The organism is Aeromonas sp. SE22 (assembly GCF_038739755.1).
GTDB lineage: Bacteria > Pseudomonadota > Gammaproteobacteria > Enterobacterales > Aeromonadaceae > Aeromonas > Aeromonas jandaei.
This window is the reverse complement of record NZ_JBCGFD010000003.1, coordinates 439,628-462,070: the sequence shown is the minus strand read 5'-3', so window position 1 is coordinate 462,070 and position 22,443 is coordinate 439,628. Positions and strand designations below refer to the sequence as shown.

Genomic DNA, 22,443 nt, shown 5'->3' with positions numbered 1-22,443 from the left:
ATGTCGCGCTGGCGGCTTCATCACGCCAGCGATGGATGTCGAGCAACCAGATATTCCATGCGGGGCATATCAACCCCCTGCTCCCCCGCCGAGGCGAAAGAGCTTAATCTTGCGCCCTGGCCGCGCCCTTCCCCTTCGTCCCCAGCTTGTGCAGCAGGGCATCGAGCAGGGAGGCGGGCAACTCGGCGCTGACCGGCAGATACCACCAGTTATCGAGGGCAAACGGGCGGCATTTGACCGCATCCTTCTCGGTCATCAGCAGCGGCTTGCTGGCAAAGCGGCCCACCAGCTCATCCCGATCAAAGGGGTGATGATCGCCGTAGGCTGCCTGCTGATCCAGCTGGTAGCCGAGCCCTTCTAGGGTGGCAAAGAAGCGGGGCGGATGACCAATCCCCGCCAGCGCATCAACCGGGCCTGCGAGAGGGGCTGCCAGCGGTGCATCATCGCGTACCCGATGCGGCGCGTCGGCGACCAGTTGCATGGGGTACTCCCCCTTGCCCGGCTCGCCGCCGTTGCAGATGATGGCGTCCACCCGCTTGAGGCGGGTGACCGGCTCGCGCAGCGGCCCCATCGGCAACAGGCAGGCGTTGCCAAAACGGCGCGCACCGTCCACCACCACCAGCTCGATGTCGCGGGCCAGCGCATAGTGCTGCAGACCGTCGTCGGTGATGATGATATCCACCTCACCGCTCTGCTCCAGCAGTCGTACCGCATCGGCCCGTTTCGGGGCGACCACCACGGGACAGCCACAGCGCCGGGCAATCAGTACCGGTTCATCACCGGCCTGCGCCGTGGTGCTGGCGGCATCGAGCCGATAGGGATAATGGGGCGCCTTGCCGCCATAACCACGGCTCACCACCCCGGGGCGATAGCCGCGCGCCTGCAACTGCTCCACCAGCCAGACCACTACCGGGGTCTTGCCGTTGCCGCCCACCGAGATATTGCCCACCACGATCACCGGCAAGGAGGAGCGATACCCCTTGCGCCAGCCGTGGCGATAGGCGTAGCGGCGGGTGCCGCTGATGATGGCAAACAGCAGGGCAAAAGGGGCCAGCAACCAGCGCCAGCCACTTTTGCGATACCAGAGCCGTTCCAGCATCAGGCCTTGTTTCCTGCATTGCCAAACTGAATGGCGCGCAGCTGGGCATAGGTGCCACGCTGCTCCATCAGTGCTGCGTGGTTGCCACGCTCGACGATATGGCCTTCGTCGATCACCAGGATCTCGTCCGCCTTCTCGATGGTGGAGAGGCGGTGGGCGATCACCAGCGAGGTACGCGCCTTGCAAAGCTCGTCGATAGCCGCCTGAATGTGGCGCTCGGACTCGGTATCCAGCGCCGAGGTAGCCTCATCCAGCAGCAACACCGGCGCATCGCGCAGCAAGGCGCGGGCGATGGCCACACGCTGGCGCTGACCGCCAGAGAGGGATGCACCGTTCTCGCCAACCACAGTGTCGTAACCGTGGCTCATCTTGCTGACGAACTCGTCGGCATGGGCGATACGGGCGGCCTGCTTGATCTCGTCGAGGCTGTATTTCTCTTCCGCGGCGTAGGCGATGTTGTTGGCCACCGAGTCGTTGAACAGGTGAACATGCTGGGAGACCAGCGCGTACTGCTTGCGCAGCTCGCTCAACTTGTATTCGCGGATGTTGACGCCATCGAGCAGGATCTCCCCCTGATCGATGTCGTAGAAGCGGGTCAACAGGCTGGCAATGGTACTCTTGCCTGAGCCGGAACGGCCCACCAGTGCCACCGACTTGCCCGCTTCCACCTTGAAGCTGACGTTGTGCAGCGCCGGGGTGTCTTTGGTCGGGTAGGTGAAGGTGACATTGCGAAATTCGATCTCGCCACGGGCGCGCTCCAAAGTACGGGTACCGGTATCCTGCTCCGGCTCGGTGTCGAGCAGGCCAAACAGGCTGTGGCAGGCGGTGATGGCACGCTGGAACTGGTTGTTGACGTCGGTCAGGCTTTTCAGCGGCTTGAGCAGCATCATCATGGAGGTGATCATGACGGTGAAGGTACCGGCAGTCAGGGTGCTGCGCACGCTGTCGACAGTAGCCACATAGAGGAAGGCGGCCAGTGCGATGGAGGCCACCATCTGTACCACCGGGCTGCCGATGGCATCAGCCGCGACCATCTTCATGGTTTGCTGGCGCATGTTGTTGCTGACCTGGAAGAAGCGTTTCTCTTCCACTTTCTGGCCACCAAACATCAGCACCTCTTTGTGCCCCTTGAGCATCTGCTCGGTGGAAGTGGTGATATCACCCACCGCCTGCTGGATGTGACGGCTAATCTGGCGGAAGCGACGGCTGATCAGGCCGATGATAATGCCCACCAGCGGACCCACCACCAGGAAGATCACCGACAACTGCCAGGAGTGCCAGAACATCAGGCCGAGCAGGCCGACCACGGTCGCCCCTTCCCGTACCAGGGTCACCAGGGTGGTGCTCGCCGCCGAGGAGACCTGACTCGCGTCATAGGTCACCTTGGAGAGCAGGTGGCCGGTATTCTGGCGGTCGAAGAAGCTCATCGGCATCGCCACCATGTGATTGAACACCTGCTGTTGCAGACGCATCACCACGTGGTTGCCGACCCAGGCCATGCAGTAGTTGGAGAGGAAGTTGGCGACACCGCGCAGGGCCACGATGCCGAGGACGAAGAAGGGCATCCACTTGAGCACGGTCGGATCGTTGCCGTTGATCCCCTGGTCGATCAGCGGCTTGATGGAGTAGACGAAGGTGGTGTCGACAGCGGCATAACCCAGCATGCCGATGATGCCGCCGATCAGGCCAAGCTTGCGGTCACGGACATAACCGAGCAGGCGCTTGAATACTGGCCAGCTACCTTGTGAAGTTTCTTGTTGCATGAATAGCCGTTGGTAATGGAAATGACGGGGTATTCTAGCCAAACAGTAGACATCCACCAAGCGCCACCATACAGATAGCAGGGATTCGCCCCCCAAATCAGGGATGAGATGCCTTCATCACGCCCCGATTATCCCGCATATTCGCCCTTTCATATGACGGCCGGCCGTGCCACGGAGCACGCGGGCTCCCCTTGCACCAACCCGGCCCACTCATAGTCTCTGCATCCCGACTCCATACAGGCCGCGGCCGACCGGCAACATCACTGCGGGGCTATTCGGCCACCCAGTGATTGGTCACTCTGACCCACAAGGCTCGACTTGCCGCCCCTTGATTGTTTCACCAGTAAAACTGAATCCCATCTTAAACGTAGAAATTTGCAACAATATGGGCGATGCAAGAGGGCGCCAGCGGGAAACACGAGTGGCAGAAACAGTTCCGCTCAAGGTGATGGATCTGGCCGTTCTCCCCATACTCTTGGCTGCCACCAGTTGCCGGCTTGCCGGTACCAGGGGCCATGATCCCGCTCGGCTTTGACCTGCAGGCCACCTGCGACCGGCTCGATCACCACCTCCCCGCCCAGACCGGTCACCCACTGGATCGCCCCCTGATAACGAGCGACTACCTCGGGACGGGGAAAGCCCCACTGGTTCATGAAGCCGGCGCTGTGCACCACATAACGAGGCGCCACGGCGGCGACAAAAGACGGGGTGGAGGAGGTGCGACTGCCGTGGTGCGGGCTCACCAGCAGGGTGCTGGCAAGCCCGCCCCCCTCGAGCGCCACCAGCCGCAGCTCCGCCTGCCGCTCGATATCGGCGCTCAGCAGTACGCTGCGCTCGCCATCGCTGATGCGTACCACGCAGCCATCGTTGTTGTGCCCTGCCCCGGGCTGTTCTGGCCAGAGCACGCGAAACTGCAGCCCTTGCCATGACCATGCCTGACCGCGCTGGCAGAGGGTTGTTGACGGGGTGAAAGGGTAAGAGGATAGCTCGCTGCGCACCGTCAGGGCGCTGAGCAGCCGCTTGCGGTTGCCCGCATGATCCCGATCCTTGTGGCTGATGATGAGACGATCGATGACCCTGATACCGAGGTGGCTCAAGGTGGGCAGGATCACCGCATCCGCCATGTTGTAGCCGCCGGGATAGCGATCGCCGGTGTCATAGAGGATGGCGCGATCCCCCTTGCTGATGAGCACTGCCAACCCCTGCCCCACATCGAGCACCCGCACCTGCCAGCGCGGCGGCGCCGGCCAGAGAAAGAGCGTCAGGGCCAGCAGCCCCGGCAGCGAGAGCCAGCGGGCCGCCCGCCACTGCCAGCAGAACCAGAGCAACAGCAAGAGCGTGCTCACCGGCAGCCACCAGCCCGGCAGTGGCCACCAGAGCTGGACTCGGGAGGCGAGCATATCGAGCAGGGTGAGCACCCATTCCAGACCAAGATTGGCCAGCCAGAACAACCCGTAGGCGAGCGTGCCAGAGAGCGGCGCCAGCAGCACGCCGATCAGCGCCAGCGGAATAATGACGATGCAAAAGAGCGGCACCGCCAGCAGGTTGATCACCATGGCGAGCGGCGCAATCCCCTCGAACAGCGCCAACTGCAGCGGCAGCAAACCGAGCAGCATCCAGAGCTGGATCTGCCAGAGGGTTGGCTTTTCATGGCAGTAACCGACCAGCAGCAAGATCGCGACCGCCAGAAACGAGAGCCAGAAGCCGGCCGAGTAGAGGGCAAAGGGATCCCAGAGGGTCAGCACCACAAAAGCCCAGAGCCAGATGCGGTAGGCCGGCCACTCCCGCCGTCGCCAGCGCAGCACACTCCAGACCAGAACCATGATGAGGGCTCGCTCGGTCGCCACAGCAAACCCCGCCAGCCAGCTATAAGTGGCGGCAAACAGCAGGGAAGTGATGATGGCGCCACGCAGGCCAAACAACCTGCCCAGCCACCAGCCGAGCACCGCCACCAGCGCGATGTGCTGGCCAGAGATGGCGATGATGTGGGTCAGCCCGCTGCCGCGAAACAGGCTCCACTGCTCATCTGTGATGCCACTCTGTTCGCCGAAGGTGAGCGCCGCCAGCAAGGGTCCCTGCGGGAGAGTGCGCCAGCTCTCGTTGGCCGCCGCCAGCCAGCGCTCGCGCAGTCCGGGTGCCACCGGCGCGATATGGATCACCCGGCGCAGGTTGCCGGTAGCCGTAATGCCCTTGCCGAGCAGCAGGCGACGACCATCCATCCCCGCCTCGTTGGCAAGGCCGTGGGCCGGCTTGAGAGTGGTCACCAGCGTCAGTTCACTCCCCGCCGTCAGGGGCGGTAACGACTGATAGGCGTTGACCCGGATCAGGGGGGACGGACGGAGCTGCCGACCATCCAGTTCATGGACGCTGAGGGTCAGCCGGACAAATTTCTCCCCTTCGGACTCTGCACTTTGCAGCTGTGCGGTTATGATATGGCTCGTTTTTTTGTCAAGCAGCTCCAGCCAGGCCAGATGATACGAGAGAGTGGCCTGCATCCAGAGGATGCCCAGCAGCAGAAACAGCAGCCGCCACGCGCGGCAACAGGCAAGGGGAACCAGCAGGGACAGCAACAGGCTCCCCCATGCAAGTGAAGGTAACCATGGCCAGAGCAGTGAGGAGCTTGCCCCGAGGGCAAACGACAACAGACGCAGATCCATGGTGCAAGTATTTAGCAAGGTTTCAATATGCCCAAACGACTCATCAAACGCTGGATGCCCGACCCGCAAACCCTGAAAGAACACAAGCACTTGCGCCTTTTTGGTCGCCTGTTGCTCGATGCCAATCTCTGGCATCTCAACCGGCGCTCGGCTGCGGGCGCCTTCGCCGTGGGGCTGTTCATGGCCTGGGTGCCACTCCCCTGCCAGATGTTGCTGGCCGCCGGGCTCGCCATCGCCTGTCGGGTCAATCTGCCCCTCGCAGTGGCGCTGGTCTGGCTCTCCAATCCACTGACCATTCCCCCCATGTTCTATGGCGCCTATCTGGTCGGTTGCCAGTTGCTGGGGCAGACCTCGCAACATGTCGACATCCAGTTCACCTGGGCCTGGCTGGTATCGGTATTTGAAACCGTCGCGCCGCCGCTCCTGCTGGGCTCGCTGGTGCTGGCCCTGCTGAGCTCGCTCATCGGTTACACCGTGATCCGCACCTTCTGGCGCATCAGCACTGTGCGTCAGTGGCAAAAACGCAAGGTGGCACGCCCATGCTGAGTCGCTGGTTCTCCCGTTTCAAAATCGATCCCGATACCCTGCGCAAGCAGAAGTGGTTTGCCCTGTTTGGTGAGCGACTGCTCGCTCCCGCCCTCTGGCAAGGGGGCTCTCGCGCCCTGAGCGGCGCCGTGGCGGCCGGCATCTTCGCCTGCTGGTTCCCCATCCCGATGCATTCACTGATCGCGGTCGGGCTGGCGCTGGCGTTCAGCCTCAACCTGCCGCTGGCGCTGCTGGCGGTCTGGTTCAACAACCCGCTCACCCTCCCCTTCATGTACCTCTATGCCTATCGCACCGGCTGTCTGGTGCTGCACAAGACGCCGGAGCCCTTCCACCTCACCTGGACGCTCCACTGGCTGGAGCAGGAAGCGGCGACTCTTGTTCCACCCTTCCTGCTCGGCAGCATGCTGCTGGCGGTGCTCACCGCACTGCTGGGTGGCGCCCTCACCTGGCTGGTGCTTCAGCTGCGCCGCTGGTTGCAAGGCGCTTGCTGAGCAGCTCACCCGGCTGGATCAAAAAAGCCCGTCACTGGCGTGACGGGCTTTTTCAGTAGTGCAGTTAACGGCTGGCGTTACAGCACCTTGGCGATGGCATCGCAAAGCGGATCTATGTTGGCGCGGGTGATACCGGCCACGCTGATCCGGCCGGAGCCAACGATATAGATGGCAAACTCGCTCTTGAGGCGCTCAACCTGATCCTTGGAGAGACCGGAGAAGGAGAACATGCCGTTCTGCTCGCGGATAAAGCTGAAATCCTGGTTCACACCGCGCGCAGCCAGTTTCTCCACCAGCAGCTCGCGCATCTCGCGAATGCGCACCCGCATGGCTGCGACCTCTTCCACCCACTCGGCATAGAGGGCCGGATCGCTCACCACGGCGGTGACGACGGCGGCGCCGTGTGACGGCGGGTTGGAGTAGTTGGCACGAATGACGGTCTTGACCTGGGTGAAGGCCACGTCGGCGATCTCCTTGGTCGCGCTGACCAGAGTGAAGGCGCCGACCCGCTCGTTGTAGAGGCCAAAGTTCTTGGAGAAGGAGCTCGCCACCAGCAGCTCGTCGTGGCACTCGGCGAAGATGCGCAGACCTTCGGCATCCTCTTCGATACCACGGGCAAAGCCCTGATAGGCGAAGTCAAACAGCGGCAGCCAGCCGGCGGCAGCACTCTGCTTGGCCAGCGCGCGCCACTGATCGCTAGTGGGGTCGATACCGGTCGGGTTGTGGCAGCAGCCATGCAGCAGCACCAGATCGCCAGCCTGCACTTCAGCCAGCGAGGCCTGCATGGCGGCAAAGTCGAGCCCCTTGGTGGCGGCGTCGTAGTACTTGTACCACTTGACGGTCAGACCGGCGGCTTGGAACACGCTGACGTGGTTGGCCCAGGTGGGATCGGAGATCCAGATGGTCTTGGCCAGACCGTTGCGCACCACAAATTCGGCAGCGATACGCAGGGCACCGGTACCGCCCGGCGCTTGCGCGGTCTTGGCGCGGCCGCTGGCGACCAGCGCGGAGTTCTGCCCGAACAGCAGCTGCTGCACGATGCGGCCATATTCGATATTGCCTTCAATACCGAGGTAATTCTTGGTCTTCTCGTCGGTCAGCAGCTTCTGCTCGGCTTGCTTGACGCAGTGAAGAATGGGGGTAGCACCGGTCTCATCCTTGTAGATCCCGACCCCCAGATTGATTTTGTGGCTGCGAGAGTCGGCGCGGAAGGCTTCGGTCAGGCCCAGGATCGGATCCGCTGGGGCGGCAACAACCTTTTCAAACATGGTATTCCCTGTATTCCGTTGAGTTCATTGGGTGGCAAAGCGGCGTGGTAAACAAAAGCGCTCATCCGCGAGCGCTTCGTCAACTCTTTATATCACCGCGCTCCGTGGGGGAAAACCGCTTTTTGGCCCGCTCTGGCGGGGATTTCAACCAACGGCATGCCACTCGGGTGCAAGGGCACACACCTCGGCCGACAAGGCACCATTGGACTCAACCAAACCGTTACAAATTGCCAACAAGGATTTGGGGATCCGGCTCGGTTCCCAGCGGCGAGATTCCCCGAGCGGGGTAGCGTAGGTGGTGATGATGGGAGCAAGTGTTCTGGGCAGCCACCAGCTCGGCGGACGGCTCAAGCGCTGGGCCAGCGCCACCACCCTGTCGACCCCGGCGGGATCGAGCGAGGTCAGGTGGCTCCACTGCACATTGGGCGGCAGGGCAGCGATCACCTGCTGCAGCGCCAGCTGGGCTGTCGCCGGCGCCCACACCAGCAGAGTACCAGCAGGCAGTTGTAGCTCGGCAAAGGCACCAACGCTGTCGGTGGTGATCACCCGCAACAGCTCCCCCTCCCCCCACAGGATCTTGCCAAGGCTGGCCAGGGTACGCTCGGGGAGCGCTATCTCACCGAGGGCCTGCAGCCAGGGAGCGGCATCGAGCAGGGTGCCACCGCTGAAAAAGAGGCTGAACGGCTGGGCTGCGCGCAGGCGCAACACCTGATCGGCGCAGAGCCGGATCCCCTTGTCCTCGAAGTCGATCTGCTCGTTGGGGGTGAAGTTCACCTCGCTCTTGCGATAGAGCGCGGCAAGCACCCGTTCGTTGACCAGCTCTCCCAGCTGCCACCCCTGCCCGTGCAGCCACTCCTCCGGCGCAGGCGGCGCCGTGGCGATCTCCGCCAGCATCAGCTCGCGAGTCAGATAGCGGCGCCCGGCCGGGGTCAATTCATAGCTGTGGTTGCCGTGGGCAAGCAGCAGCAGGTTATCCTTGAGCAGGCCTATCAGCGGTTGCCATTGCCGGCCCCGGATCACCGCTGGCGAACACTCGAGCAGCTGTTGCGCCAACGCCCGCCATTCGGGGTGACTAAAGTCGATCATGTGCACTTCATCCCTGTAAATCGCATCCCTGTAACTGGCTGACAGACAAAGAGCCTGAAAAGGTACAATTACCGGCAGATGACGCCAACCCTTCTGCGTCAATTACGTGACCTCTCCCCCGCCTTTGCGCCAGAAATAGACAGCCCACCGGGAGGTGGGCTGTAACGGAAGATAAAGCAGAAGCTATTCGGCGGCGAGCCGCAGTTCGGCATCGTGCCAACCGAGCGGCAGCGTCAGCAGCTGATCGATCAGTTCACGGCGATCTGATTTCTCCAGATAGGCGAGATAGAGTGGACGGCTCAGCGGCTGCCCCCCTTCTACCAGATGCAACGCCCCTTTCTCGAGGAAGGGGCTGACCATACGCCGCGGCAGATAGGCAGCGCCGCCGTTGGCCAGCACGAATTGCAGCGCCATGCTGGCAGAGCTGGAGTGCAGCACCGGGGTCTTTTGCAGGCTCTGCAACCGGCTCGGCTGCGGCTCGAAGCTAGTACCCCAGTCGAGATGGATGTGGGGCATCTGCATCAGGTTGTCGGCATTGGCCGCCGGATCCCGGCTCACCAGCTCGAACACCAGCTCGCCGATGGGATGCAGAGCGATCTCGTCGATCTTGGTCGGCTCGGAGAGCAGGGCCAGATCGAGGGAGCGTTCCAGCAACTGACGGCAGAGATGCTCGCGGGAAGCCGTTTCCAGCCGCACTGCCAAGCCGGGCGCCAGTGCATAGATGTGGTTGAGCCAGTCATTGAAATCGAGCTCCCAGAAGACGGCGGGAGCACCGATGGCCAGCTGCTGGCTGAAACCGGGCGAGAGCGCCACATCCTGTTTGGCACGACCGAGGGTATGGAGGATGGCGTCTGCATAGGGCAGCAGACGCTCACCGGAGGCGGTCAAACGGATGTTGTTGCGATGACGGGCAAACAGACTGACCCCGAGTTGCTGTTCAAGCTGGCGGATCCTGAAACTCACCGCCGACTGGGTCAGATAGAGATTTTCAGCAGCCCGGCCAAAGTGCCGGGTCTTGCTCACCTCGATAAAGGTCCGAAGCAGCTCGGTATCCATTAATCGATGGACTCGTCACTGCCACCACCACTGCCACCGCCGACATCAAAGCTGCCGCCACCGCTGCTCTCCTCGCTGGCGCCGCCAACAACGGTGCAGAGACGGTGAACACGCTTGGGCCCGATCACCTTGAGGTACTTGAACCATACCTTGGCGTGGGGGTTGGCACCGGCAGCACCGGATTTAACCTGCTCGATGAAGGCTGCCTCTACATCGTCACGGGGGGCAAGGGTGCCCTGATAGAGTGACAGCATGGCGGTGCCGTATTTTTCCAGACTATCCGCTTCGGCCACAGTGAATTCGCCACTGCGACGCAGGCCACGGGGAAAATGTTTGAAGTCGTTGAAACGCTTGTCTGATTCGAAGCTCATAATGCTCTTTTTTCTGGTTAGTTTGACCTTTGCGGGCAAGTATCATCAGGCCATCGCCGAGTGCAAAATCAATTTTCTTACTATGTTAATAAATATCTTTCATCGAAGCTGCATTATCCGTCAGACAGGACCAATTTTGCGGGTAAGCACACAAAAATCGTTGATAAATAACAGGCTTATGTAAAATTTCGTAAACATTGCCGGGCTGTTCTCAGATAAATCGGGCAAAAAATAAAGCGCCATACGGCGCTTTATTTGTTTCGTCAGGTGAACCAGCTGAACTTTTGGTGCAAAGATCGTTACTCGATCATGGCCGGCTGTGCCAGGTTGTCGGCACGCCACAAACGGTAGCGTACTTCGTACTCCTGCGGCACATAGATCACGAACGGCAGCTTGGAGTTGTAGTTCACAAAGAAACCCTGACCATAGATTTGGACGAAGGTCTCTTTCTTCTGACCATCCGGGCAAGCCATCAGGGTGCTGATGGGGTCGGAGACCTGACCCAGTTGCAGATAGTTGTAGCCCCAGCCCTTGACGCTGTGCTGTTCCAGGTTGCCCGCAAAACGCGGCACGTTGCAGTCAACCATCATCTTCTTGCCGACCTGCAGCTCGACCATCATGTCGGCTTCGTTCTCGACTTCAGGCAGGCGGATCACCACACGTTCCTGATTCACGTCAGCGGCTGGGAACATGCTGATATCAAATTTTTTCGGCTCGGCGGCGAAGGCATGGCCACCCAGCAACAAGGCGCCCAGCAGGCTAAAACGCAATACGGTTTTCATCTGTACCTCTTGGGGTTGGTTCAACGCCGCTAGACTAACCGCTCTGCCGATTTCATGCCAGCGCTCTGCAACGTAAAAAGCACGTAAAATGATGCAGATCCGGCACCCGATGACGTGATTTGGCTATTTTCTGACACCGCGCACACTCCCTTGCTGCTCCCGCTAAATAAAAAGCGAAGCCATCTGGCCCCGCTCTGAATTCAAATGGCACTTTGCCAACTATTTCCGTGTCCCTTCATGGGCTTGGATAACGGCAACCGCCTTGTCGGGGAAGTCGCTGAACACCCCGTCCACATCGGCCTGATAGAGGAAGATGTTAAGCAGATCGGTAAAGTCCTTGGCATAGGCCGGGATCTGTCCCTCATCCTGACGGAAGGTATAAGGATGCACCTTGAGACCCGCCGCGTGGGCTTCTTTCACCATGCCGGTAAAGGTCGGTTTGCCCAGGGTGCCCGGCTCCGGCACTATCATCGGCTTCCACGGGCCGATCCCCTCGGCGTAGCTGGCGATCTCCTTCATGGCGCCCGGCTTGAACATCCAGTCATAGCTGTAGGGGGTTGCCTTGCCCTTGGCGTCATAGACCATGGTCTCGTTCCAGTCGGTCTCGGCCATCAGCTGCACCAGTTTGAGATCCATGCCCATGGCCGGCATCAGCTCACTGTTGATGCGCTTGAGCTCGTTGGTATCGAAACACTGCAGATAGACCTTGTCATCCTTGCTGGTGTAGCCGTACTCCTTGAGCACCTTCAGCACCGCCTTGGAGATGTCCTTGCCCTCGTGGCGGAACAGCCAGGGCGCTTTTATCTCCGGGTAGATACCGATGTTCTTGCCGGTGCTCTTGTTGAGCCCCTGGATCATCTCGATCTCTTCCTGGAAGGTGTGGATCTTGAAGCTGGACTTCCACAGCGGGAAGCGCGCCGGATAGACAGGCACCTGCTTGCCGTCCACCAGCTGGAAAGGCTCGGTCATGCGCAGGGAGCGCACTTCATCCAGGGTGAAATCCACCACATAGTAGCGCCCATCCGGGCGAGCCCGGCCGGGGAAGCGCTCGGCCACATCGGTGATGCCATCGAGGAAGTGATCGTGCATCACCACCAGCTGGTCATCCTTGGTCATCACCAGATCCTGCTCCAGATAATCGGCACCCATGCCGTAGGCCAATGCCTTGGACTCCAGGGTGTGCTCGGGCAGGTAGCCGGAAGCGCCCCGGTGAGCAATCACTATCTTGCCTTCATCTACGGCCAGAACAGGTAATGAGAGGGATGCCCCAAGGCTTAGCGCAATGAGGGAGACGGTGAGTTTTTTCATATGTGACACTCTTTATTATTGTGTGTAGGCAGTTGTTATATCAGAGGTTTATTGCAGTTATGGGAAGGGCGACGCAGGGCCGCCCTTCAGAGGATTCAGCTTGCTTTGCGCAGGCCGTGGTGATGGTGTGCCAGCCACTCACCCAGTTGCTGTTGCTCGGAATCGGACAGGCGCAGCCCCAGCTTGCTGCGACGCCAGAGGATATCTTCCAGAGTGCAGGCCCACTCCCGCTCGATAAGGTAACGCACCTCAGATTCGTACAGTCCGGCACCAAAGTGCTGGCCACGGGGCTCCTTGAGCCAGAGCCGGGCATGGGCGCCATAGGCCTCGGCAATGCGCAGGGCGCTGCGATCATCTAGCCAGTCAAACTCCAGCGCAAAGGCGCGGGCCAGCTCGCGTACCGAGCAGTCGAACTCGCCACCGGGCAGCCGGCTGCTGGCAGTCCAGTCATCCCCCATCTGGCTGAACCAGGGCTTGAGCTTGTTGCAGGCAGCCTGCGCCAACTTGCGATAGGTGGTAAGCTTGCCACCAAATACCGACAACAGCGGCGCACCGTCGGATTCACCGGAAAGTTCGAGGGTATAGTCGCGGGTCACCGCCTGCGGCGAGTCGGATTCGTCATCGCACAGCGGACGCACCCCGGCGTAAGTCCAGATCACATCTTTCGGGGCGATCTGGCGGGTGAAGTGGGCGTTGACCACCTTGCACAGGTAGTTGATCTCGGCGTCGCTGATCTTCGCCTCGCGCGGACTACCCTTGTGCTCCACATCGGTGGTGCCGATGAGGGAGTAGTCCCGCTGATAAGGGATAACGAAGACGATGCGGTTGTCCTCGTTTTGCAGAATGTAGGCCTCTTCGCGCTCATGGATGCGCGGCACTATCATGTGGCTGCCCTTGATGAGGCGAATGCCGCGCGGGGATTTCTCGTGCAGACTCTCGTCATAGAAGGTCTTGACCCAGGGGCCGGCCGCATTGACCAGACCGCGGCAGGTGACATTGAACTGTTCGCCCCCTTCCCGCTCCAGAGTCAAGGTCCAGTGCTTTGATCCGCGCTCCGCCTTGACGCAGCGGGTACGTGTCTGCACGTCGGCCCCCTTGTCGCGCGCCATCATGGCATTGAGCACCACCAGCCGGGCGTCGTCGACCCAGGCGTCCGAATACTCGAACCCCTTGTTGATACCGGAGGTGAGGCCATCTTGCGGCAGGAAGCGCACGCCACAGCTCCCCTTGAGCTTGTCGCGCTTGGCCAGATTGTCATAAAGGAAGAGGCCGGCGCGGATCATCCAGGCCGGACGCAGATGCGGGCGGTGCGGCAGACGGAAACGCATCGGCCGAGCGATATGGGGCGCCATGCCGAGCAGCACCTCCCGCTCCGCCAGCGCCTCTTTCACCAACCGGAATTCGTAATGTTCGAGATAGCGCAGACCACCGTGGATCAGCTTGCTGGAGTTGGAAGAGGTGGCTGAGGCGAGATCCTGCGCCTCGAACAGGGCAACTTTCAAACCCCGTCCTGCCGCATCAGCTGCAATGCCTACCCCGTTGATGCCGCCACCAACGACGACCAGATCATAATGTTCGCTCATGTTCACCTACTTTCATTTTTATGATTGCTATAACAGCAATGTTTGATTTCGCTCATTTTAGAACATAAAAAAACATCAAACGAACATTTAGTTGTAAAAGTGTGATCACAATGTGCAGCCAAACAGGCTTGGCGCTTCGCGTTGGGCAATGAAAGGAGGTGTTGCCAATACCATGGCAATGACATTCAAAAAACGAAGGGAGGAAGAATCGGAAGGCAATACCCCAAAAGGGGATAATAACGAAAGGGAGGCCGCCCAACAGGGCGACCTGAACTCCACAACACAGGCGCTATATCAGCAGATATGGCAGGCGACCTGATGCTGGGCCATCAACCTTGTCAATTTCTCGGGCGGCTCCTGATCGGTAAAGAGCGCGTGAACCTGATTGATGTTGCCGAGGTTGACCATGGCGTTGCGACCAAACTTGGTGTGGTCAGCGGCCAGAAAGACCTGGCGGGAGTGGGCGATGATGGCCTGGGCAATCTTCACCTCGTGATAGTCGAAATCGAGCAGGGAGCCGTCGTTGTCGATACCCGAAATGCCGATGACGCCATAGTCCATGCGAAACTGACCGATAAAGTCGCGGGTTGCCTCCCCCACGATGCCGCCATCCCGGTTGCGGATCTCGCCACCGGCGATGATGACGGTGAAGTCATCCTTGGCCGTCAGAATGCTGGCCACGTTGAGGTTGTTGGTGACGATGCGCAGCTCGCGATGATCGAGCAGGGCGCGGGCAATGGCTTCGGTAGTGGTGCCGATATCGATAAAGAGGGACGAGCCATCGGGAATATTGGCGGCTACCTCGCGGGCGATACGCTCTTTCTCCTTGAGCTGCATCACTTTGCGGGCACTGTAGGCGGTATTGACGGTACTCGAATGCAGGGAGGCACCGCCATGATGCCGCCGGATCTTGTTCTGCTCGGCGAGATCGTTCAGATCCCGGCGAATGGTCTGGGGACTGACATCAAAATGGGTCACCAGATCGTCGGTCGAGACAAATCCCTGCCGCGTCAGGACGTCCAGGATCTCCAGATGTCGTTGGGTTTGCTTCACGCTTGCACTCCGATGATGAGACGAAAAAAGGCCCCGGCAGGTGCGGGGCCTTTGGCAGTTTACCCGATCCCCTTGGGGATCAATAAGCTGAGGATCACGTTTTATGCCTTATGAGCCTCGGCTCTGGCTGCCACGGCAAGGTTCTCGTGCTTGAGAGTCATCGCCAGCAGGATGATGGAGAGGACGCAAGATACGGTCAGCACCATAAAGCCGCCGTCCCAACCGAAGTGGTCAACGGTGTAGCCCAGCATGGCGTTGGCCGCCACGGCGCCACCCAGATAACCAAACAGACCGGTGAAACCAGCCGCAGTACCGGCCGCCTTCTTCGGTGCCAGCTCAAGGGCATAGAGGCCAATCAGCATGACAGGGCCGTAGATGAGGAAGCCGATGGCCACCAGTGCCAGCATGTCGACGGTCGGGTTGCCAGCCGGGTTAAGCCAGTAGACCAGCACGAACAGGGTTACCAGCACCATGAACAGGATACCGGCCGGCGCACGGCGGCCCTGGAACATCTTGTCAGAGATCCAGCCGCACAGCAGGGTGCCCGGAATACCCGCCCACTCATAGAGGAAGTAAGCCCAAGAGGATTTGTCGACGCTGAAATCCTTGGCCTCTTTCAGGTAGGTCGGCGCCCAGTCCAGCACACCGTAACGAATGAGGTAAACGAAGGCGTTGGCAATGGCGATGTACCACAGCAGTTTGTTGTGCAGCACGTACTTGACGAAGATATCCTTGGCGGAAAACTCCTGCTCGTGGCTCTCGTTGTAATCCTTGGGAAAATCGTTCTTGTACTCTTCGATGGGCGGCAGACCGACCGATTGCGGGGTATCGCGCATTACGAAGAAGGCGATCACCGCGATGGCCGCAGCAGCGGCTGCCGGAACATAGAAGGCACTGCGCCAGTCGTTGAACCAACCCATCCCCAGAATAAACAGCGGGCCAATCATGCCGCCACCCACGTTGTGGGCCACGTTCCAGACCGAGACCACCTCGCCCCGCTCTTTCTGTGACCACCAGTGCACCATGGTGCGACCGCAGGGCGGCCAGCCCATGCCCTGTGCCCAGCCGTTCAGGAACAAGAGCACGAACATGATGCCGATGCTCGAGGTGGCCCAGTGCATGGTACCCATCATGAACATCAGCGCAGCTGACAGCAGCAGGCCGGCAGAGAGGAAGTAACGGGCGTTGGAGCGGTCAGAGACGTTCCCCATCAGGAACTTGGAGAGACCATAGGCGATGGACACCCCGGAGAGGGCAAAGCCGAGATCCCCGCGGGAAAAACCCTGCTCGACCAGGTAAGGCATGGCCAGACTGAAGTTTTTCCGCACCAGATAGTAGCCGGCGTAACCGAAGAAGATCCCGAAGAACACTTGCCAACGCATGCGTTTGTAGAAGGGGTCGACCTTGTCGGCCGGGAGCCTGTCGATGTGCGCCGCAGGCCTGAAGAGACTAAGCATGTTCTGCTTCCTTATTGTTGTTATGGGCTGTTGAGGGTGCCCTTGAACAGTCAGACGAATCAGGTGAGTCCATTGATTCGTAAGCGAGCCAATTGTGCTCATATGCGCTCATAAGTTCTGTGATGCATGCTCAAATATTGCAGTTTTATTACAAAAAAAAGCTCCAAATGAGAAAACACTCATCAAGCGTCATCCCTTGTACAGCAAGGGTTATCGACTACCTCATAGGGGGTATTATGGAGATTACATATTGCTTTACGTCACATTTTCTTAGCAATGAGTGGGATCTTGCCCACATTTCCCATGGCGGGGGGATGGTGAAATTTATGGGAAGGTTTATTTTCTCTCACGTCCGAGAACGAGCGAAAACGAACATAACGTTTGCGCAAGAAGAATAAAGAACAAGGAAACGTTTTCGGTCGCAATGGATAGCCACAATAAAGATAAAACGGAACATCAAACCTCTACGGGTGGATACCTAAGGAATACTTATGAGCATACAAAGACCCAATACCCTGCTTGGCGAGTGCATCGCCGAGTTTATCGGAACCGGCCTGCTGATCTTCTTCGGCGTCGGATGTGTCGCCGCACTGGTACTGGCGGGAGCCAACTTCGGGCAGTGGGAAATTTCCATTACCTGGGGTCTGGGCGTTGCCATCGCCATCTATGTGACCGGCGGTATTTCGGGTGCCCACCTCAACCCGGCCGTCACCCTGGCGTTGATGACCTTCGCCGGTTTTGACAAGCGCAAAGTCGTGCCCTACATCATCGCCCAGATCGCTGGCGCCTTCTGCTTCGCCGCGCTGGTCTACTTCCTCTATAGCAACCTGTTCACCCAGTGGGAAGTGACCCACAACGTGGTGCGCGGCAGCGTCGAGAGCCTCGGCACCGCCGGGATCTTCTCTACCTATCCCAATGGCGCCATCTCCAACCTGCAAGCCTTCACCGTCGAGCTGGTGATCACCGCCGTGCTGATGCTGGGCATCATGGCGCTGGGTGACAACAACAACGGCGCCCCCAAAGGCTTTGCCGCCGCATTGTTGATCGGTATCCTCATCGCCGTGATCGGTGCCTCCCTCGGCCCGTTAACCGGTTTTGCCATGAACCCGGCTCGTGATTTTGGCCCCAAACTGTTCGCCTTCCTGGCCGGCTGGGGTGATGTGGCCATGACCGGTGGCCGTGACAACCCCTACTTCTGGGTCCCCATCCTTGGCCCTATCGTCGGTGCCCAGATTGGTACTGCCCTCTATGTCAAAGTGCTGGCTCCCTGTGTACCGGGCAACCGTGTTGCCGCCACCGAGCAAGCTGCCCAAACCGCCAAAGAAGAGGCCGCCGCCTAAGAGCGCCCCTCCCCAACGTGTAAAAACGTGGAAAATAAAAACGTGGAGAACATCATGTCTGCTGAAAAGAAATATGTCGTCGCTCTGGACCAGGGTACTACCTCTTCCCGCGCCATCGTCTTTGATCAGGATGCCAATATCGTTGGCACCTCCCAGCGCGAATTCACCCAGCACTACCCGAAAGCGGGCTGGGTAGAGCACGACCCGATGGAGATCTGGGCAACCCAATCCTCCGTCTTCACCGAAGTGCTGGCCAAGACTGGCCTGCGCAGCGAAGAGATCGCCGCCATCGGTATCACCAACCAGCGTGAAACCACAGTCGTGTGGGAAAAGGCCACCGGCAAACCCATCTACAACGCCATCGTCTGGCAGTGCCGCCGCACCGCAGCCATCTGTGAAGAGCTGAAAGCGCGCGGTCTGGAAGAGTACGTTCGCGAGAACACCGGTCTGGTGCTGGATGCCTACTTCTCCGGTACCAAAGTGAAGTGGATCCTCGACAACGTGGAAGGTGCCCGCGAGAAGGCGATGAACGGCGAGCTGCTGTTCGGCACCATCGACACCTGGCTGGTATGGAAGATGACCAACGGTGAAGTGCACGTCACCGACCCGACCAACGCCTCCCGTACCATGCTCTACAACATCCGCGACCTGAAGTGGGATCAGCGCATGCTGGACGAGCTGGGCATCCCCATGTCCATGCTGCCGGAAGTGAAACCCTCCTCCGAGGTGTATGGCTACACCACCCGTGGCGGCGGCTCCCGCATCCCCATCGCCGGTATTGCCGGTGACCAGCAGTCTGCCCTGTTCGGCCAGCTCTGCTTTGAAAAAGGGATGGCCAAGAACACCTACGGCACCGGCTGCTTCATGCTGATGAACACAGGTACCGAGCCGGTTCGCTCCAGTAATGGCCTGCTGACCACGGTCGCCATCGGCCCGAAAGGGGAAGTGAACTACGCGCTGGAAGGTGCGGTGTTTATGGGCGGCGCTACCATCCAGTGGCTGCGTGACGAGCTCAAGATCATTCACGATGCCCGCGACACCGACTACTTCGCTTCCAAGGTTGGCGATACCAACGGCGTCTATCTGGTACCGGCCTTCGTCGGTCTGGGTGCCCCCTACTGGGATCCGTATGCTCGCGGCACCATGGTCGGCCTGACCCGCGGTGCCAACCGCAACCACATCATCCGTGCCGCGCTGGAATCCATCGCCTATCAGAGCCGCGATGTGCTGGATGCGATGCAGCAGGACTCCGGCATCAAGCTGGCAGCCCTGAAAGTAGACGGTGGCGCTGTGGCCAACGACTTCCTGATGCAGTTCCAGTCCGACATGATGCATACCCCGGTGGTGCGTCCGACCCGTATCGAGACCACCGCCATGGGTGCCGCCTTCCTGGCAGGTCTGGCCGTCGGCTTCTGGAAAAGCTCGGACGAGCTGGAAGACAAGTTCAGCGTGGACCGCGAGTTCATCCCGCAGATGGACCGCGACGATCGTGCCAAACGCTACAGCGGTTGGAAGAAAGCGGTCGAGCGTTCACGCCGCTGGGCAGAAGAGGAGTGATCGGGTCACCGACACAGCCTTGAGATGAAAAACGTGAGAGGCCGACAGCAATGTCGGCCTCTCTTTTTACCTCTATCTCCCCTCTCCATCCCCTGTCGATATTCACTTATGCACTCGGCACAACTGAATTGAGTTGTTTATCTATAATTTGCTTCTGGGTCGCATCTGCGACCTGTTTTTTACAGGAGCTAGGGATTATGGACAGAGCGATAAACCGATTTTCACTTAACTTCCTCTGGTCAGGACTCGGGATCAGAACCCGGATCCTCTCCGGTGTCGCCATACTGATGGTCATCGCCATCAGTTGTATCACCCTGATCCTGGAACAGATCTCCCACACTCAGGCGCAGCAGCGGGTCGAGCGCTATGAGCTGCCAAGCAGCGTAGATCGTATCGCCAACCAGCTCACTGCCGAGCTGACCCACCACTTGACCGAAGCACAGGCACTGGCCAGCAACAGCTTCGTCATCGACTGGCTGGCTCAGGGCATGCCGGCAGCAGAGTGGCCCAAGATGGAGCACTACTTTCAGGCACTGCAGCAGCGCATTGGCGGCAATGTCTTTATCGCCCCGCTCCAGACCAATACTCTGATCAACTTCAGCGGCGGCCCCACCGCCCAGAAACAGCTGCACGACTCAGATCTGAAAGATGACTGGTTCTACGGCTTTCTCAAACGTAAGCACCCCTACGAGCTGAACCTCGATATCTCGGACTTTGACAAGCGCGCCTCGCTCTATATCAATACGGCTGTCACGGCCGAAGGCAAGACGCTGGCGGTGGCGGGTGAGGCGTGCCAGCAGGCACAGAGCATTCAGGAGCTGACCAACGTGGTCGCCATCATCGGGGATAATGCCGAGCAGATAGCCAGCCGCTCCATGGGGGTCAACGAGGTGACCCACCATATCGCCGGCCATATGCGCACCATCGAGCAGGATGTCACCCAGAGTGCCAACCGGCTTGAGACGCTGCGCAGCAGCATCAGCACCTCCTCTACCCTGCTCGATGAAGTGGTGAAAGACAGCAACGACATTACCCAGATCATGAACCTTATTCGCGACGTCTCGAACCAGACCAACCTGCTGGCCCTCAACGCTGCCATCGAAGCGGCCCGAGCGGGCGACATGGGACGCGGTTTCGCCGTAGTGGCCGACGAAGTGCGCCAGCTGGCAGTGCGCACCCAGACCGCAACCAAGGATGTACAGGATCTGATCCTGCGCCTGCAGGAGGGTACCCGCCAGGCCAGCAACTCGATGACCGACTCGCGCACCTTGAGCGAAGAGGGATACAACCGGATGAGTCAGGCCAAGGAGGTACTGATCGATGCCACCAGCCAGATCAATCAGGCGGCACTCGAGATCAACGAGATAAGTACGTTGGCCCAATCCCAGCATCAGCAGATGGGGCAGGCCAAGGCAGCCCTCGACGAACTGGCCATGGTGGCGGAGCATCAGCGCGAGCATGCAGAGGAGAGCAATGCCGCCAGTCGCGAGCTGTTCGAGCTGGCAAAAGCGATCGATGAGCAGATCCGTCAATACCGCATTCGTTGACCTGCCAGCCTCTCATGCAAATGAAAACGCCACCGCAAGGTGGCGTTTTCATTTTGCGAATCATTTTGCTAGCGCTCTCATAACAGGAATAACGATAAAAACCACAACCTATTGATTATTAACATGAAAAAAGATGGAACGGCGGTTGCTTAGTGATATCAGGCTCAATAAGAGGAATGAGATCATGAAACCGACCAGCACCCGCACCTCCCAAGAAGAGAATGCACTGACCCCCCGCGAAGGCACCTTTCTGATGATGGTCGCCCAACTGGTGGTCCTGACCACCATCGTTCTGGCCGCTACGCTGGGCGGGCTCTCATGGCAGTGGACCCTGCTGCTGGCCGTTCCCCCCGTCATCGGCGGCGCCCTGCTTAGCCGGGTCTTTGGCAAGCTGCCGCGCTAAACCGGCACACCCACCTTCCCGCAAAACGGCCGACCCTATGTCGGCCGTTTGTCTATCCGGCCATAAATGCCATTCATCGGCTAGAGGGTATGGCTGCCCAGCTGCTCCTTGAGAAAATCGAGCCAGACCCGCAGCCGGATATCGCGCTGGGCATCGGAATAGAAGACCGCATTGATGGGACGCGAGGCGCCGCTGTTGCTGCGTGCCAGCACCTCCACCAGCGCCCCGCTCGCCCGATCCGGCCCGGTCATAAAGTCCGACAGACAGACGATGCCCTGTCCCGCCAGCGCCAGCTGACGCAAGGTTTCCCCACTGCTTGCACGCAGGCTGGGAGTGATGGGAAAGCGATCCCCCTGCTCGGCACTCAATAGCGGCCAGTGGTTGAGGTGATCGGGATGCAAAAAGCCGAGCAACTCGTGGCCGTTCAGCAGATCTGCCGGCTGGCGCGGCGTACCGCGCTCGCTCAAATAGCCGGGAGAGGCCAGCAAGCGCAGCCGAGAGCGGCCCAGGGGCAGCGCGCGCAAAGAGGAGTCGCTCAGCTCGCCGATACGGATGGCCATGTCTACCCGCCGCTCCATCAGATTGATAAAGCCCTCCGAGCTGTGCAGTTGCAGCTCGATGGCAGGATAACGACGTCGAAACTCGCCGATAATGGGCACCAGCCGATGGAGGATAAAAGGCGTGGCCGCATCGACCCGCAATATCCCCTCCGGCTGTTCGCGGCGCATCAGCAGCAGCCCCTCCGCCTCGCTCATCTCGGTCAGGATCTTCACCGCCCGCTGATAGAACCAGCTCCCCTCCTCGGTAAGGCTGACCCGCCTCGTGGTGCGATTGAGCAAAACGGTGGCGAGCTTCTCCTCCAACCGTTTGATGCCGCGGCTCACCACCGAGTTGTCCATGCCAAGGTTCTCCGCCGCCTGGCGAAAACTGCCCGCCTCCACCACCGCCACAAACAGGGTCAGTTCATCAGAATGGGTCTTCATTGCTGTTATCCGGACAAGAGTAATGGGCTTTTATAGGCGTAGCCGCTCTGTATTGGCAAGCATTGCCTGATATGGCTTCACCATCACAGCAAA

The 22,443-nt window shown here is 59.8% G+C and carries 19 protein-coding genes; 6 read left to right on the top strand and 13 right to left on the bottom strand.

Going from position 1 to position 22,443, the window contains the following annotated elements; genetic code table 11:
• Positions 1-103 precede the first annotated feature (103 nt).
• The 3 genes from lpxK to AAHA39_RS09060 form a co-directional block, all read right to left on the bottom strand.
• The gene (gene lpxK, locus AAHA39_RS09070) at positions 104-1,099 is read right to left on the bottom strand and encodes a tetraacyldisaccharide 4'-kinase (RefSeq protein WP_320656147.1); all 996 of its coding nucleotides are present in this window, start codon (positions 1,097-1,099) and stop codon (positions 104-106) included.
• Positions 1,099-2,862, bottom strand: coding sequence for a lipid A ABC transporter ATP-binding protein/permease MsbA (msbA, locus tag AAHA39_RS09065; RefSeq protein ID WP_043849448.1), 1,764 nt, complete (start codon positions 2,860-2,862; stop codon positions 1,099-1,101). The genes lpxK and msbA overlap by 1 nt, the downstream gene beginning before the upstream one ends.
• A 440-nt stretch (positions 2,863-3,302) precedes the next feature.
• Positions 3,303-5,519 (bottom strand): DNA internalization-related competence protein ComEC/Rec2, encoded by a 2,217-nt coding sequence (locus tag AAHA39_RS09060; protein ID WP_320656148.1) that lies wholly within the window; start codon positions 5,517-5,519, stop codon positions 3,303-3,305.
• A gap of 27 nt (positions 5,520-5,546) precedes the next feature.
• Here AAHA39_RS09060 and AAHA39_RS09055 point away from each other — a divergent pair, with 27 nt between their 5' ends.
• Both AAHA39_RS09055 and AAHA39_RS09050 read left to right on the top strand, forming a co-directional pair.
• Positions 5,547-6,065: a DUF2062 domain-containing protein gene (locus AAHA39_RS09055; protein ID WP_320656149.1), complete on the top strand. Its 519-nt coding sequence runs from the start codon at positions 5,547-5,549 to the stop codon at positions 6,063-6,065.
• Entirely contained in the window at positions 6,059-6,556 is a 498-nt protein-coding gene (locus AAHA39_RS09050; protein WP_320656150.1) for a DUF2062 domain-containing protein, read from the top strand. Before AAHA39_RS09055 ends, AAHA39_RS09050 begins: the two co-directional genes overlap by 7 nt.
• Positions 6,557-6,633: 77 nt before the next feature.
• On the opposite strand, the gene AAHA39_RS09045 is transcribed toward AAHA39_RS09050, so the two are convergent.
• From AAHA39_RS09045 to glpT, 9 genes are all read right to left on the bottom strand, one after another.
• Positions 6,634-7,824 (bottom strand): amino acid aminotransferase, encoded by a 1,191-nt coding sequence (locus AAHA39_RS09045; protein WP_042031165.1) that lies wholly within the window; start codon positions 7,822-7,824, stop codon positions 6,634-6,636.
• 144 nt (positions 7,825-7,968) lie between these two features.
• Complete coding sequence (locus AAHA39_RS09040; protein ID WP_320656151.1) at positions 7,969-8,910, bottom strand: hypothetical protein; 942 nt, start codon at positions 8,908-8,910, stop codon at positions 7,969-7,971.
• A 183-nt stretch (positions 8,911-9,093) separates the two neighbouring features.
• Positions 9,094-9,966 (bottom strand): HTH-type transcriptional regulator HdfR, encoded by an 873-nt coding sequence (gene hdfR, locus AAHA39_RS09035; protein WP_041208513.1) that lies wholly within the window; start codon positions 9,964-9,966, stop codon positions 9,094-9,096.
• Positions 9,966-10,337 (bottom strand): DUF413 domain-containing protein, encoded by a 372-nt coding sequence (maoP, locus tag AAHA39_RS09030; RefSeq protein ID WP_033112906.1) that lies wholly within the window; start codon positions 10,335-10,337, stop codon positions 9,966-9,968. The genes hdfR and maoP overlap by 1 nt, the downstream gene beginning before the upstream one ends.
• A 299-nt stretch (positions 10,338-10,636) precedes the next feature.
• Positions 10,637-11,119 (bottom strand): serine protease inhibitor ecotin, encoded by a 483-nt coding sequence (gene eco, locus AAHA39_RS09025; RefSeq protein ID WP_033112907.1) that lies wholly within the window; start codon positions 11,117-11,119, stop codon positions 10,637-10,639.
• Between the two features lie 219 nt (positions 11,120-11,338).
• Positions 11,339-12,427 carry a glycerophosphodiester phosphodiesterase gene (glpQ, locus tag AAHA39_RS09020; protein WP_201908084.1) on the bottom strand — a complete coding sequence of 363 codons (1,089 nt, stop codon included), beginning with the start codon at positions 12,425-12,427 and terminating at the stop codon, positions 11,339-11,341.
• A 95-nt stretch (positions 12,428-12,522) separates the two neighbouring features.
• On the bottom strand, positions 12,523-14,010 hold the full coding sequence (gene glpD, locus AAHA39_RS09015) for a glycerol-3-phosphate dehydrogenase (protein ID WP_320656152.1): 1,488 nt from the start codon (positions 14,008-14,010) through the stop codon (positions 12,523-12,525).
• 294 nt (positions 14,011-14,304) lie between these two features.
• Positions 14,305-15,063 (bottom strand): DeoR/GlpR family transcriptional regulator, encoded by a 759-nt coding sequence (locus tag AAHA39_RS09010; RefSeq protein ID WP_033112910.1) that lies wholly within the window; start codon positions 15,061-15,063, stop codon positions 14,305-14,307.
• 101 nt (positions 15,064-15,164) lie between these two features.
• Entirely contained in the window at positions 15,165-16,520 is a 1,356-nt protein-coding gene (gene glpT / locus AAHA39_RS09005) for a glycerol-3-phosphate transporter (RefSeq protein WP_320656153.1), read from the bottom strand.
• A gap of 491 nt (positions 16,521-17,011) precedes the next feature.
• Here glpT and AAHA39_RS09000 point away from each other — a divergent pair, with 491 nt between their 5' ends.
• The 4 genes from AAHA39_RS09000 (at position 17,012) to AAHA39_RS08985 (ending at position 21,367) form a co-directional block, all read left to right on the top strand.
• Positions 17,012-17,860 (top strand): MIP/aquaporin family protein, encoded by an 849-nt coding sequence (locus tag AAHA39_RS09000; RefSeq protein ID WP_033112912.1) that lies wholly within the window; start codon positions 17,012-17,014, stop codon positions 17,858-17,860.
• Between the two features lie 54 nt (positions 17,861-17,914).
• Positions 17,915-19,417 carry a glycerol kinase GlpK gene (glpK, locus tag AAHA39_RS08995; RefSeq protein WP_033112913.1) on the top strand — a complete coding sequence of 501 codons (1,503 nt, stop codon included), beginning with the start codon at positions 17,915-17,917 and terminating at the stop codon, positions 19,415-19,417.
• A 197-nt stretch (positions 19,418-19,614) separates the two neighbouring features.
• Positions 19,615-20,964: a methyl-accepting chemotaxis protein gene (locus AAHA39_RS08990; protein WP_320656154.1), complete on the top strand. Its 1,350-nt coding sequence runs from the start codon at positions 19,615-19,617 to the stop codon at positions 20,962-20,964.
• Positions 20,965-21,148: 184 nt separating this feature from the next.
• Complete coding sequence (locus tag AAHA39_RS08985; RefSeq protein ID WP_320656155.1) at positions 21,149-21,367, top strand: hypothetical protein; 219 nt, start codon at positions 21,149-21,151, stop codon at positions 21,365-21,367.
• A gap of 80 nt (positions 21,368-21,447) precedes the next feature.
• Here AAHA39_RS08985 and AAHA39_RS08980 read toward each other — a convergent pair whose 3' ends face one another.
• A complete protein-coding gene (locus tag AAHA39_RS08980; RefSeq protein ID WP_041208521.1) occupies positions 21,448-22,350 on the bottom strand; it encodes a LysR substrate-binding domain-containing protein in 903 nt (300 codons plus the stop codon).
• Between the last annotated feature and the right edge of the window lie 93 nt (positions 22,351-22,443).

Bases quoted from the DNA above. Each gene is read 5' to 3' on its own strand.
- glpT (WP_320656153.1), bottom strand. From the start codon at position 16,520: ATGCTTAGTCTCTTCAGGCCTGCGGCGCACATCGACAGGCTCCCGGCC.
- glpD (WP_320656152.1), bottom strand. From the start codon at position 14,010: ATGAGCGAACATTATGATCTGGTCGTCGTTGGTGGCGGCATCAACGGG.
- AAHA39_RS09040 (WP_320656151.1), bottom strand. From the start codon at position 8,910: ATGATCGACTTTAGTCACCCCGAATGGCGGGCGTTGGCGCAACAGCTG.
- hdfR (WP_041208513.1), bottom strand. From the start codon at position 9,966: ATGGATACCGAGCTGCTTCGGACCTTTATCGAGGTGAGCAAGACCCGG.
- glpK (WP_033112913.1), top strand. From the start codon at position 17,915: ATGTCTGCTGAAAAGAAATATGTCGTCGCTCTGGACCAGGGTACTACC.
- msbA (WP_043849448.1), bottom strand. From the start codon at position 2,862: ATGCAACAAGAAACTTCACAAGGTAGCTGGCCAGTATTCAAGCGCCTG.
- AAHA39_RS09045 (WP_042031165.1), bottom strand. From the start codon at position 7,824: ATGTTTGAAAAGGTTGTTGCCGCCCCAGCGGATCCGATCCTGGGCCTG.
- AAHA39_RS08990 (WP_320656154.1), top strand. From the start codon at position 19,615: ATGGACAGAGCGATAAACCGATTTTCACTTAACTTCCTCTGGTCAGGA.
- AAHA39_RS08985 (WP_320656155.1), top strand. From the start codon at position 21,149: ATGAAACCGACCAGCACCCGCACCTCCCAAGAAGAGAATGCACTGACC.
- eco (WP_033112907.1), bottom strand. From the start codon at position 11,119: ATGAAAACCGTATTGCGTTTTAGCCTGCTGGGCGCCTTGTTGCTGGGT.
- maoP (WP_033112906.1), bottom strand. From the start codon at position 10,337: ATGAGCTTCGAATCAGACAAGCGTTTCAACGACTTCAAACATTTTCCC.
- AAHA39_RS09050 (WP_320656150.1), top strand. From the start codon at position 6,059: ATGCTGAGTCGCTGGTTCTCCCGTTTCAAAATCGATCCCGATACCCTG.
- glpQ (WP_201908084.1), bottom strand. From the start codon at position 12,427: ATGAAAAAACTCACCGTCTCCCTCATTGCGCTAAGCCTTGGGGCATCC.
- AAHA39_RS08980 (WP_041208521.1), bottom strand. From the start codon at position 22,350: ATGAAGACCCATTCTGATGAACTGACCCTGTTTGTGGCGGTGGTGGAG.
- AAHA39_RS09060 (WP_320656148.1), bottom strand. From the start codon at position 5,519: ATGGATCTGCGTCTGTTGTCGTTTGCCCTCGGGGCAAGCTCCTCACTG.
- AAHA39_RS09055 (WP_320656149.1), top strand. From the start codon at position 5,547: ATGCCCAAACGACTCATCAAACGCTGGATGCCCGACCCGCAAACCCTG.
- lpxK (WP_320656147.1), bottom strand. From the start codon at position 1,099: ATGCTGGAACGGCTCTGGTATCGCAAAAGTGGCTGGCGCTGGTTGCTG.
- AAHA39_RS09000 (WP_033112912.1), top strand. From the start codon at position 17,012: ATGAGCATACAAAGACCCAATACCCTGCTTGGCGAGTGCATCGCCGAG.